The following is an 11,970-nucleotide window of genomic DNA, read 5'->3' on the forward strand; positions in this document are numbered from 1 at the left end:
GCACGTGCTCAACCACCTATATAAATTGGAAGCATGATTGTCATCCCTGTAATTACCCTGGTTCTGGCTGTTTGCATAGCCGTTGTCGCTGGTTTGGCATGGTCGGCGAAGCTACCGGGTAATAACTGGATCGGAATTCGTGCGCCTGAGGCTCGAAAGTCCCAGGAAAACTGGGATATTACGCACCGCGTTGCCGGCCCGCCGTGGGCTGTGTCCGCTGTCGCTTTCCTCGGTGCCACCATGCTCGGCTTCCTCGCCATCCGCCCGGAGGCCTCTGGTTGGATGTGGCTGTGGTACGCCGTCGCTCTGCTCGCCGGTATCGCCATGCTCGGCATTGGTGCGGCTATCGGCTCGCACACCATCGCGCTTTACGACGCCAAGGTCTCCGCCGAGTCCGGCTCCGGTTGTGGGTGCGGTGACGGTGACAGCGGCTGTGGCTGTGACTCCGCCGCCACTGATGCCGCCGACACTGCGGCTGATGATGCCTGCTGCTCCGACAACCCGGCAGCAGACTGCGGTGTCTCCGGTGGCTGCAGCTCCTGTGGCCTGGAAGGACTGTGCACGGACAAGGGCTCATCCGCGAATGCCACTTTCAAGCCTGTGGACAAGGATGCGCTGCGCAAGGCAGCTGAGCAGAAGAAGTAAAAAATTATTGCAGAGAAAAGCTTCTGCAAAATAGTAAGACAACATCTGGTTGCCCACTAAGCTATTTGTCCATGTGGCAACGAATTGTGAATTGGCGTCCAGATCCCCTCATCGTCGGTATCGTTGCTGCAGCGATACTGGCGATTATTTTTCCTGCAAGCGGCACTACCGCTGAGGTTTTCAGCTGGGCCACAAAGATCGCCATTGGCTTCTTGTTCTTCCTCTATGGCGCGCGCCTGAGCCCGCAGGATGCGTTGGCCGGTGTTAAGCATTGGCGGCTGCACATAACCATTCTGGCTTTCACATTCGTGCTGTTCCCAATCCTCGGCCTGCTGATGAAACCCCTGGATTGGATTCTTTCTCCTGGCCTCTACCTGGGCATTTTGTACATGACGCTGGCACCGTCGACGGTGCAGTCGAGTGTGAACTTCACGTCCATCGCCAAGGGCAATGTCGCCGGCGCCATCGTCAGTGCCTCGGCATCTAACCTGCTGGGCATTGTGGTCACACCGGTGCTGGTGATGCTGTTGATGGCCACCGGTGGCGGCATTCATGTGGATTCGTCGGTGTTCTTGGATATTTCGCTGCAGTTGCTGCTGCCATTCGCAATCGGCCAGCTCACTCGCCGTTGGACCCTGAAGTTTGCCGCCGCGAAGACGACTAAGAACGTTGACCGCCTATCCATCGCAATGGTCGTTTACGCAGCCTTCTCCGAGGGCATGGTGCAGGGCATCTGGTCGAAGGTGCCGGCAGGGGACATTGTCATCCTGTGTGTGCTTTCGGTCGTGCTGGTGGAATTCGTTTTGCGGTTGTCCGGATTCATCGCAAATAAGATGGGCTTCGACCGCAAGGACCGCATTGCGATTCAGTTCTGCGGTTCGAAGAAGTCCCTGGCCACCGGTCTGCCCATGGCTGCCGTTATCTTCGGTGCCGATGCCAGCCTCTACATTTTGCCGCTGATGATTTTCCACCAGATTCAGCTGATGATCTGTGCGGTCTACGCCGCTCGCTGGGGCAAGGAAGCAGAAGCTGAGCCGGAGCCACAACCCGCTTAACGCGGTCTAGCGCATGGACCCGAGGGGCGAATCCGGCTTGGCACATATACTGGGGCGCACAACATAAGGTTCGGTTTTAAACGAGCAAACGAAAGTGTGAGATTCAGCATGGCTAACGAGAATCCGGCTCCGTTCTCCCCGGAACAGCGCGCCGCAGAAGAGACCGCGATCAATGAGTTCTGGTCGTGGTGGAACTCTTTTGGCGCCGATGCGCTCGACTCGATGTTTAGTGTCCAGCTCGGTATCGATGGTGCCCCGAACGCCGCCGATGTGGACATTATTGATGTCCAGAAGGAGGTCGGCGGCCGCATCGCCGCTATTAATGACCGGCTCATCTGGGGGTTTGAGGCTGGCGCTCCGTATTCTCGCCATCTTCTGACTGTGAGCGCTGCCGGCGATCCGGAGCTGCGCCCGGTCGCTCGCCGTTGGCTGGAGGCCGCGCCTGACGACGGCGCGGTGTGGTCTTTCACCGACCTCCGCCAAGCGGATCCGGCGATGAAGCTGTCGCTGGGGGATGTCGCAGCTACGTTGGTTGCACAGGGTGCTCTCGAGGCCGATGCTCCCGCCGAGGTCGATCCGGCAGACGCCCGCGTGGCTGTTAGCAGTGGTCATGGGGCAGTGGACGTTCGCCTATTCCACCCGCTGTTCCCGGCAATTGCTCAGTTGGAGGACGGTGAGCGCTTGGTAGCTCAGCTAGGTTTCACACTGCTGCAGCTGGCTCTGGGAGAGGAGGACTTCGGCCTGTGGCTGCGCGGTTTCGCCTTCGCTGGCGAGGAGCCGGAAGATGCTATCCCGCTACCGGAGCTGGGCGGTGTCGTCGAGCAGCTCGCGGAAGAGTGCCCGGAGTGGCTCACCATTGATGCCGAAGCCAACGGCCAGCCGCTCGTCGTCGCTACTCGCGCTCCGATTACGCAGCTGGTGAGCCCGACTATGACGCAGCATGTGCTGATTCAGCTCATGCTCGCTCACATTGACGACAAGGGCTTGCCGACGGACGAGTCGAAGGAATCCCTCTCCGAGTTCAATACCGCTGCCGCTGAAGCCATCGCTGAGGACAAGGGTATTTTTGTCGCAACTGAGCAGTCCGACGGTATGGCTCTGCTGCACTTCTTTATTGACCCGGCATCTGATGCGGAGGCGGGTCTGCGAGCTGTTGCGCAGACGTGGACCGACGGAGAGCACGTTGTCGACACCGCTTACGATCCAGCTTGGCAGCGCGTCGGTCACCTGCGCGTGTAGATTGGTTTTTTTGTTATGAACGCTCGTCATCGTGACGGTTTTGCGAATCTAGCTTAAATCATTTGCGAAACTGCTCCGCATAGCTAAACCCACCGCTTCACCGCGGTGGGTTTGGTCGTTTTCGCTCTGATCCGGGTGTTGACCAATAACAAACACAGCATGGTTCGTCCCCTCTAAAACGACTTCTAGCCCGGAACCCCTTATCGGTTTTCCGAGCTAGATGGATAAAAGTATTTAGTTGGTCTTAAGCTGCCTCGCGCACAGGCGGCGCGTTCGGGCTTGCCTTCTCGCGCGCCGGATCGCGCGGCGGCTGTGGCTCACGGCTTTCAGGCGGTGGGGTCTTTTCGTCTCGCTCCACCCGGCCAAGAAAACGTCGGATCATGGATACATTGGCCGCAACCACACCTAAAGCCGTATAGAAGAAAGCCGCAGCGAAACCACGCACAGGTCTTCTCGTGTGGTCACCAATTGCTGCACCACCGCGGTTGTTCTTTACATAGTCGTTGCGAGTTTCAATCACATTGCGCCAGATGCCATAAATCTTCTTCCATTCCGGTGTCTTGAAAGCAGGGCCAGTTTGCCGGTAGCGCATACCTTCCTTATTTGGGATGGTTACCGAGGCCTTATTGGTACAGCACTTTCCTTTTTCTTTGCGTGCAGCAATGAGGTTTGGCCCGGAGATCGTGGGTAGTCCTTTGGCTTTCGCGTCCTGGCGCTGACTCTTTTCCACCAAGGGACATGCCAGTGTCTTTCCTTTACCTCGTCCCGGACACATAAACATCTGGCTATCACCAGAGAGATCCTTGCCTTTTCTTCGCATGGCAAACATGCGGCGTTCGTTGATCCGCTGGTTGTAGGTGGCCTCGTCAATGCGTCCCGCATAGAAGTCTTCAGTGGCTTCCACCAGCGGTTTCGGCATGGCAGGACAATACCAGTGGCCTTCGACCAGCCCCATGGTTTCATAGGATCCACGCTTTCCCAGCTGGTTGGATTTATAGTCCCCCACCAGCGTGTATCCCTTTTTACGCAGTGGTTCATGGAAGTGTTTGGTCTTAGCCACCGCGAAGTACGCACGATCTCCTACCACTGTGCCCTTAGGTGTCTCAGGATCGTCGGTGAGGTGCCGCATGGCTTCCAGCCCGCGGATCGCAGGGTTGTGGCTGGGCCGGTCAAAAGCCATGCCCATAATCAGGTGTGGCTGACGATATGGGCCTTGATTTTGAATGACACCTGCAACAAGTGTGGCCTCCCAACCCCAGACGTGCTTGGCGTTCTTCCGGCGCTTGTTTTCGCCGTGTGTTTCCTGCTGTTCGTCGCGGGAATACCAGCCTGCTTCCGGCTCAGAAGACATAAGATCGTCCGGCCGGTTCGTCCAACGGTTGTTGCCACGGCGAACACCTGGAATAAGTGTTCCATCTAGGGTGAGGTCTCCCTGCCAGTTGTTGCGGTATTCCTCAGGCATGTCCTCGGTACTGGACATGACCAGTTCGTTGAAGACATAGGTGGCGCGCTGCCACTTTTCTTCGCGGCGCTCAGTGGATTGTTCGTCCATCAGCCGGTTGAACTCGCTGCGGGTAAGCCGGGCGTGGTGAGTGATGTTGTCGAAGGGATCAATGACGTGCAGGAAGCTGTGCAGTGCTCGCCACAGGCGGTGATACCAGATGTTGTGCTGGGTGGCGTAGTTATCACCTACCCGTCGTGCCCTATCGCGGCTGGGCAGGTTAAGCAGTTCCAGGGCTTTCTCAGTGGTGTCGGGCGAGGCCAGCAGCGTGGTCATGGTGGTCAAGTGCATGGGTTGACCAGAGCGGGCCAGAATCAGGTAGAGCGCGAGGATGGTGCGGTCGGTGACGGTTGTTGGCCGTCCTCCTTTGGAGGGGTCGTAGCCGTCTACGCGCCGCCAGGTGTCAAGGTGGTGGCAGATGTCGGTGCGGTCGATGATGCTCAGCGCCCAGGACACGCTAGCTCCGTCCAGGCGCAGCAGCGGGGTGGGTGTGGTGTTGAAGTTCGCCACCTAGCCTTCGCCCCCTGTATTCGGTTCGACGAGTCGCAGCGGCGGATAGTCCGGTTCGTCCCTACTACCGCTTATCCACTCGCGGTATTCGGTCTCGGTGAGCGCGCCAGATTCAACGATCATGTGGTGAAACGTGTCGCGGAAGGGCTGGATGTATCCGGTGGCATAGACCAGTTGGTTAAAGTCCACGCGCTCGGCGGCATGAGTAGCGATCCAGGTATAGCGCAGCCTGGGCAGTGTCGGGGCAAGGCCGGTACTCGATGGGTTTTGGCTGGTCTTGTGGATGAAGTCAGCAATCAGGTGTGGGCCTGTGGCATCGTTGCGGCGGCGCGCTGAGTTGGGTTTTACCAGTGGTTCGTCCCTGCGATCCTCGCCCACACCATGCAGCACTTGGCGCATGAGGTCGTCGAAAGGTGAAGTCAGCGGAACTGTACGCGGCTTTAGCCCACGACCACCGCGGGCATGAACCGCTAGAACCGTGCCAAAGTCGGTGAAGTCGCCGTATCGGCAGTGATAGATTTCCTCGGTGGACATGCCAGCACCTAAAGCCAGTGACACGATAACGCAGGCCACGCGCCGCGACTCGCGGCGCGGGCGGGAGTGAACCCAGTCGTCGATTCGGATAAGTTCGCTGGCGTTGTAGGCGAGACGCTGAGACTTAGCTGCCGGGTAAAAGACCTCCGGCAATTCTTCTGCCCACTCCAGCGCACCTTTAAGCCCAATGACATGGCTTGCGCAGCGGTTGAGGATGCGGCGGGTGGCATTGAGACTGGGCTTGGATAAATCCTCGTCACGGGCTTGTAAGTAGGTGCGGATCTTTCCGCCATCGCGCAGCAGGTAGATACAGCCGTCCACGTCGATGTCGTCGTACCAGCGGTCGCGCATGTAGCAAAAGTACGTGGCGAGTACGCGCTTGCGGTTGCGCTGGGCGGTGGGAGTTGTAGGTGGCAGTAATCCGCGTGTCGTCAGTGTGTCGATCACAGCGTAGACCTCATTGTATTTAGACTTAGGCGGTTCGTCTTTTTCTTCTTGTTCAAAGGAAGTGGTCTCGTGGCTTCCGACCTTCCCGCCGAGGCTCCGGTCAGGCGTTACGCCAACTGGCCTAATGCCCATATCGAGGCCCACGATCCGGTCATGCGGAAATTGCAGGACTTTGCCCGCAACGTCCAGCAGCTCACCCTGGACGGGAGCTACCCCAGTGCCAAGGACTTGGCCGAGGCCTGCGGTATCCCCACCTCCACCATCACCCGGATCATCCGCGGCGAGATGATCCCGACGGGACGTGTCATTGCCAATATCGAGGTCACCACAGGCAAGCCCTTGTGGCCGCGCCATAGCAGCCACCGATACGGCAGTCAGTGACCCGAGGGTTGGAAACTGCATGTTTCCGACACTGGTGAGGCGGGTATTAGTTACAAAGCTGTCGTTCATGGCTCACGAGGTGAGCACACCCGCACCATGAAATAGGTGGCGGTGCCTTCTTATCGCAGCTCTTCTATAAACCCGCAGGTCACAGAGTGGTTCGTCCCTGGTGTACACGGCGCGCCATGAGACCAGTTTTGCGTATCCGCAATTAACTTTTGCGTATCCGCAATTCACTTGGCCTGATTCAGGGCAGGATAATGCGGGCGCGCTAGAGCACGTACAGCCCGCCACCTGGGGTGCCGTGGGTAGAGCCACCTGCGAGAAGGAGCCGGTAGGCGTGGCGGCGGTTAGCTCCGGCTTCAACCACATAATCCTCGAATTGATGCAAGGACTTTAGTCCTGCCGCAGCACACAGCACATCAGCGGGAACTCCGGCCGCAATGCGGTCGATGATCCAGGTGTTGCGCAGCCTGCGGGTATCCGGCACCATCTCTGGCGACGTGCTCGGTGTTACCCGGCGAAGATAGGCCGAGAGCTGGCTGACATTCTCGTTGTCGCGGCCTGGTCTAAACAGGTAGTCCTCCGGGCCGGTCGCCATAATGACCGGCTGAAGTACCTCGGTATGAGTTTTCAGCAGTGGCACCTCGCGCGGGCCAGCACCGCGGTATCCGTGCGGAAATAGCAGCACTCCGTCGCCGTCAACACGTACGTCTTTGCCGCGCAGCGTACAAATTTCTCCCGCGCGTAGCCCCGCGCCCAGGGTGAGCGCTAGCACCGTGGTGAAGTTGCGGCGGCGGGCGGCGGTAGGTTGCGACTCAGCCCAGTCCCACAGCCGGTCGGTGGCATAGCTGTCGTAGGGCTGGAGTGCTGGTTCGTAGGTGATCGGGTGCTGGTAGTCGGGATTCCAGTCGTCGTTGAGCACTTCTGCCGCCCGGCACAGTAGCGAGCGCTGGGTTCCTGCGGTAGATGGGCTGAGGTTCTTGCCGTCACCGGCAAGGAAGTAGTTTCCGATGATGTCGGGGTGGAATACGGTCTCGACGGTGACCACGCCGTAGCTCACCCACACCCACGCGGCGAGCTTGGACACGCAGTTGAGCGTGTTGCGCAGTGCGTCGCGGCTGGTGTTGTCCGGGGTGAGGTCAAGTGCGCGCACGCACTCGCGGGTGAAGTCGGCAACGTGGCTCCACGGTTCTGAGCGAACCGCGTGTGGTGTGTAGTTGGCGATGATCGCATCAAAGTCGGCGGCGGTGTAGTTGCTGGGCATTCGGTCTTTCCTCCCTGACCTTTGAGAGTGGAGTGCAGCGGGTGTAGCTGATGCTACGTCTTGAGAGTCAAGTAGTGCATCCCGCTACGCGTAGTCTTGTTTGCCGATCTGCAATCTGGCAAGGCGGTGGGTTTATCTCGCCAACGTCACACAAACTCCTTATATGACCTGCATGTTTGCGGTTCCGCAATCGGTGCCGAGACGAACCACCACACCATGTTGGGGAAATCGACAAAGGGACATGCCATATTTAGTACCCCCGAGGCGGCGACATTCGCGGCCTTAACCCTACCCACCACGCCCACCACAGCCCCGTCTTGTGGCCTGAAGGACAGGCCACCCCAACATGTAGATTCACTGCCCCCGGTTGTGGTTAGCCGCCCAGCCCGCGACCTGCGTGGAGCTTGACGCACGACCCGAGCCGTCTAGCGTGACCATCGTTGGGACAGTTTGCGGATACGCAATTACGACCGATGCACGACCGACTCCAGTACCTGCGCGGTGTAGCCCGATCCACCGCGCGGACAGTTTGCGGATACGCAATTTAATCGCCTGCACGCTGCGCCCAGCACCCGTCCACACCACACAAGAAAGGGGACGAACCATGTCCACACTTGACCTCACAGCACCGCTGTACTGCCAGTACTTCACCGCCGAAACCACCGTGGATGAACTCGAACTCATCACCGCCACGCTGCGAGAGCGAAAGCAGGTGGAAGGCACCATGGTGTCAATGGCCACCGCCGCGCTCTACAACCACACTCTGACGTTTACCGGAGAGGCTGGTCAACGACCGAGTGCTCACCGGCTTCTCGGCGCTCGCGGTAGCCACAGCCCCCGTGCGCGTCACGTTTGTCACCCTGGCCGACACTTACGGAAACCGTGCGGGACTCACCCGCATCCAAGGCGGTGAGTCCGCCCGCGGCCTAATCCCGCTTACCCGGTCTGTAAACGAGGCCACGGTTGCAGACACGTCTGCCACCACACCAGGACTCACCATCAATCTACCCAATAGTGTCCACGACGACCTGATCATTCGCTGCACGACTTTTGACCCGGACGGGTGCGTTCCCGAAGCAAAGGACGAGTTTCCCGGCGTGGACTACTGCCCTAGCCTGTACCACCTTTTGCGGGACGAACCATCTCCAGGCATCGACATCACCCACGACATTATCCGCGCACTACTTCCCTACCGCGGGATCCACATGGAGGTAGAGCCGAGGATTCTCGATGGCGATGTAGACATCGAGCGGCTGTAGCTGCTGGCTACGCTGTAAGCCATGAAGGAACCCAGCTGTGGTGTGTGCTGCGGCTGGGTTTCTTCTTGGGGAGGGTGAAGAGGGGACGTGATGGGACACCGGCCACGTCTTAAGTCGGGCAGCGTCTCCGCCAGACCCGGCAGAACTTGCACACCGCCGACTGTAAGCATATACTTACACCTGACATCGTTCGATTACGATACGGAGGGATGATGGACGCAGCACGGCTCGCTCAGATGCTCAGTGCTCTCGGAAGTGAGCCTCGGTTGCGAATTATCGCCTCCCTAGAGACGGATTCGACCCATGTCAGTGAGCTGGCCCGCCGACTCGGGATGTCTCGGCCACTGCTCTACCAGCACCTCAACCGCTTGGAAGCTGCTGGACTCATCGAGAGTGGCCTGGAACAGCTCGGAGAGAGCCGAGTGAGGAAGCACTACTGGGTCGCTCCGTTTCAGCTTGAAGTAACTCCAGACCACATTAGGCACCTGATTAATCAAGAACAGAAAAGGGAATCTTCGTGACACTTACCGCTACCGTATTTCTTGTCATCCTCGCCGCCGCACTACCACTCGCGATCTTCGTTGCTCTTACCGTCTGGGTGGTACGCACCGTCACCAGCGCACGACGCGAAACGGCGACGGCGATCGATGGTTCCAACCAACTCATCGTGGAGCACCTACGCAACATCACCGAGCGGTTGGATCGGATTGAGGCCCAACTCAGCGAGATCCCCGAGTAATCAGGCTCTTCCTTAAACAAGGGGCGCGGTGGTTTTGGCTCCGCGCTATGGGCTGTCACAGCGTATGCGCTAAGCGCGTCGCGTAGACCTCCAGCAACATAAACTTGCTTGTGACTTTGGCGGCGGGGTGTGTCTCCGGTCGTGGCGTTATCCTGTCCCTCTCGCGGATAGGGGCTAGGACTGGGGACGAACCACGTGGTGTGCCCCCACCTCCGACACCGCCCCGGCCCACCTGCCGACGGAACCGGGAACGGAAACCGACGGAAACCATAGCTGTGGTTCGGGTCGTTGCAGGTGGGTGGGTAGTTTCGCAAAAGACTCATCGTCTTACTCCACGGCCTTCCCGCGCGATTCGCATGGGTCTTACCGGTGTCATCGCTGTCACCAGCCTTCCGCTGGCAGCTGGAAACGTCGCTGCGGCTCCGCAGCCAAAACTGACTCCGCAGGGCACTATTGATGCTCCGGGGCGAACCCAGATCAGCTTTACCCACACCCCAAGTGGCACGCACTACGGTACGGCGAACGAAAATGAGGCTCGTCCGGGGCTTTCGATTGTCAAGCTCTACATTGCGGACTACGTCTTCAAACATGGCACAGAGGCGGACAAGGCGAAGGCCACAGAGATGATTCGCTACTCCGATGACAATATCGCCAGTGAGCTCTATGGCCGTTACCCGGATTCCATCAACGCCACTGCGCGTGAGTACGGCCTCAGCAACACCCATGGTGCAGATCACTGGGGAAATTCAACAACGTCCAGCGCGGACACTGTGAAGTTCTTGGAGGCCAAGAAGCGTGAGAACTCTTCTGACCCGGTGCTGGTTGCTATGAGCACCGCGTCACCTGTGGCAGCGGATGGCTACCGTCAGGATTACGGCACCGCCACGCTGCCGGGTGTTATTGGCACAAAGTGGGGTTGGTCCGATGACCGCCAGAGCGTTCACGCCTCGGCATCCATTGGACCTGACTTCAGCGTCGCTGCTAACACCTACGGCACGAAGGAAACTCACACCAGTGATGTTCAGAATGCCTTCGACGGCACGCTGGGCACTCCATCGCTGCCTGGCCTGCCCGACAGCCCGAGCCTGCCGGACATCCCAGGCGTCCCGAACCTGCCCGAGAGCCCGAATCTCGGCGAACTACTGAATCTGCCGGAATCCCCGCAGCTGCCCCAGATTCCGGGACTACCGGACTTCACTGGTCAGGTACCGGCACAGTTCTAGCCACTGCCGCTAGCCACTGGTCCGCTGGCACCGTCCCACACACAGCGCACCTCACGCGACAAGGTTCACGAGGACCATATACAGCGCCGTGCCTACAAAAATCGAAATCACGGTGTTACGCCGCCACCAGTGCAGGCCAATGGTGACCACCAGTGCTACGGGCACGGCCCAGGCAGCGCCGGGGTCGCCACTCTCACCGCTGAGTCCTAGCCGCCCGAAGACGGTGTAGGCAACCAACGCCACCATGACTCCAACCGGCATGGTCGTGCCGAGGAACTCGAACAGGGGAGACCCCTTCAGAGTGCGCACGAACGCAAACGGCAGCGCACGCAGCGCAACTGTCACCGCTCCCATCGCAAAGAGCGCGGCAAGCACATAGCCGGAATCGGGCAACGCAGTCATGCTCGCTCTCCCTCCGTCGTACGCGGCTTGCTTGCCGACGTCATGCGCATCACCCGATCCACCCGCGGCGACCACACGCGCAACAGCAGCAGGCCGAAGTACATCAGCAGTCCGATAACCAGCATCTGGTTCGGGTTAATCAGCCAGCCCACCAGCGTGCAGACGATAGCGGACAGGGGCAGTGACCAATCCTTGGAAGTCTCAAACGCGTCCATGGCCAGCACCGTAAAGAGCGCCACCAGTGCGAACTCGGCACCGCGGATACCCTCGGGCAGTGCTGCGCCGGTTAGAGCCCCGACAATACCGGAGCCCACCCACAATAACTGGCAGAGAATCTGAATTGTCAACAGTCGGCGGCCCGACATCTTTTCGGTCGGATTTGCTGCAGAGACGATGGCATACGACTCGTCGGTAAGCGCGTATGTGGAGTATGCGCGGCCGAGACGAGACTGTATCCGATCGCGTGGGAACGTCAGTCCGTAGAAGACGTGGCGGAAGTTGACCATAAAGGACGTCACGGCACAGCCGAGCAGACCCGTATGCGCCATAACCAGGCCAACAGCGAGGAACTCCATCGACCCCGCGTAGACCACGAAGGAGAAGATGGGTGCCCACCACCAGCTAAAGCCAGTTTGTGCGATGAGCAGGCCGAATGCGAGCCCTAGCGGAATGAGTCCCATGCCCACGGGCAGTGTCTGCCGGATGCCGGCAGCTATGTCGCTGCGGTCGCCAGTTGCTGTGGTTGTGGCGCTACTTCCTTCAGCGCTG

The 11,970-nt window shown here is 59.2% G+C and carries 14 protein-coding genes; 8 read left to right on the forward strand and 6 right to left on the reverse strand.

Translation table 11 applies throughout. The features are described 5' to 3' along the window. Positions 1-33 precede the first annotated feature (33 nt). The 3 genes from HMPREF1206_RS01865 to HMPREF1206_RS01875 all read left to right on the forward strand — a co-directional run bounded on the left by HMPREF1206_RS01865 (position 34) and on the right by HMPREF1206_RS01875 (position 2,939). Complete coding sequence (locus HMPREF1206_RS01865; protein ID WP_016421712.1) at positions 34-645, forward strand: SdpI family protein; 612 nt, start codon at positions 34-36, stop codon at positions 643-645. 71 nt (positions 646-716) lie between these two features. Continuing rightward, complete coding sequence (locus HMPREF1206_RS01870) at positions 717-1,700, forward strand: bile acid:sodium symporter family protein (RefSeq protein ID WP_016421713.1); 984 nt, start codon at positions 717-719, stop codon at positions 1,698-1,700. A 108-nt stretch (positions 1,701-1,808) separates the two neighbouring features. Beyond that, complete coding sequence (locus HMPREF1206_RS01875; RefSeq protein ID WP_016421714.1) at positions 1,809-2,939, forward strand: DUF695 domain-containing protein; 1,131 nt, start codon at positions 1,809-1,811, stop codon at positions 2,937-2,939. 244 nt (positions 2,940-3,183) lie between these two features. On the opposite strand, the gene HMPREF1206_RS01880 is transcribed toward HMPREF1206_RS01875, so the two are convergent. Both HMPREF1206_RS01880 and HMPREF1206_RS10875 read right to left on the reverse strand, forming a co-directional pair. Beyond that, the gene (locus HMPREF1206_RS01880; RefSeq protein WP_016421715.1) at positions 3,184-4,950 is read right to left on the reverse strand and encodes a hypothetical protein; all 1,767 of its coding nucleotides are present in this window, start codon (positions 4,948-4,950) and stop codon (positions 3,184-3,186) included. Next, a complete protein-coding gene (locus HMPREF1206_RS10875; RefSeq protein ID WP_147580925.1) occupies positions 4,951-5,931 on the reverse strand; it encodes a hypothetical protein in 981 nt (326 codons plus the stop codon). Positions 5,932-6,084: 153 nt separating this feature from the next. On the opposite strand from HMPREF1206_RS10875, the gene HMPREF1206_RS11435 reads away from it, so the two are divergent. Beyond that, positions 6,085-6,312, forward strand: coding sequence for a helix-turn-helix domain-containing protein (locus HMPREF1206_RS11435; protein WP_369707169.1), 228 nt, complete (start codon positions 6,085-6,087; stop codon positions 6,310-6,312). Positions 6,313-6,583: 271 nt separating this feature from the next. Here HMPREF1206_RS11435 and HMPREF1206_RS01890 read toward each other — a convergent pair whose 3' ends face one another. Together HMPREF1206_RS01890 and HMPREF1206_RS11075 are read right to left on the reverse strand one after the other, a co-directional pair. Continuing rightward, positions 6,584-7,579 carry a tyrosine-type recombinase/integrase gene (locus tag HMPREF1206_RS01890; protein WP_016421717.1) on the reverse strand — a complete coding sequence of 332 codons (996 nt, stop codon included), beginning with the start codon at positions 7,577-7,579 and terminating at the stop codon, positions 6,584-6,586. A 354-nt stretch (positions 7,580-7,933) separates the two neighbouring features. Beyond that, positions 7,934-8,263, reverse strand: coding sequence for a hypothetical protein (locus HMPREF1206_RS11075; protein ID WP_172620223.1), 330 nt, complete (start codon positions 8,261-8,263; stop codon positions 7,934-7,936). A 113-nt stretch (positions 8,264-8,376) separates the two neighbouring features. Here HMPREF1206_RS11075 and HMPREF1206_RS01895 point away from each other — a divergent pair, with 113 nt between their 5' ends. The 4 genes from HMPREF1206_RS01895 (at position 8,377) to HMPREF1206_RS11260 (ending at position 10,800) form a co-directional block, all read left to right on the forward strand. Next, positions 8,377-8,838 (forward strand): hypothetical protein, encoded by a 462-nt coding sequence (locus HMPREF1206_RS01895; protein ID WP_016421719.1) that lies wholly within the window; start codon positions 8,377-8,379, stop codon positions 8,836-8,838. 236 nt (positions 8,839-9,074) lie between these two features. Further along, complete coding sequence (locus tag HMPREF1206_RS01900; RefSeq protein ID WP_230310978.1) at positions 9,075-9,359, forward strand: winged helix-turn-helix domain-containing protein; 285 nt, start codon at positions 9,075-9,077, stop codon at positions 9,357-9,359. Further along, complete coding sequence (locus HMPREF1206_RS01905; protein ID WP_005323143.1) at positions 9,356-9,577, forward strand: hypothetical protein; 222 nt, start codon at positions 9,356-9,358, stop codon at positions 9,575-9,577. The genes HMPREF1206_RS01900 and HMPREF1206_RS01905 overlap by 4 nt, the downstream gene beginning before the upstream one ends. A 275-nt stretch (positions 9,578-9,852) precedes the next feature. Then, positions 9,853-10,800, forward strand: a complete 948-nt coding sequence (locus HMPREF1206_RS11260) for a hypothetical protein (protein ID WP_052317792.1) — start codon at positions 9,853-9,855, stop codon at positions 10,798-10,800. Between the two features lie 51 nt (positions 10,801-10,851). On the opposite strand, the gene HMPREF1206_RS01915 is transcribed toward HMPREF1206_RS11260, so the two are convergent. Together HMPREF1206_RS01915 and HMPREF1206_RS01920 are read right to left on the reverse strand one after the other, a co-directional pair. Next, a complete protein-coding gene (locus HMPREF1206_RS01915) occupies positions 10,852-11,202 on the reverse strand; it encodes a branched-chain amino acid transporter permease (protein ID WP_016421723.1) in 351 nt (116 codons plus the stop codon). Further along, entirely contained in the window at positions 11,199-11,882 is a 684-nt protein-coding gene (locus HMPREF1206_RS01920; protein ID WP_042389007.1) for an AzlC family ABC transporter permease, read from the reverse strand. The genes HMPREF1206_RS01915 and HMPREF1206_RS01920 overlap by 4 nt, the downstream gene beginning before the upstream one ends. Positions 11,883-11,970: the final 88 nt, after the last annotated feature.

It is taken from the genome of Corynebacterium sp. HFH0082 (assembly GCF_000411235.1).
GTDB lineage: Bacteria > Actinomycetota > Actinomycetes > Mycobacteriales > Mycobacteriaceae > Corynebacterium > Corynebacterium jeikeium_D.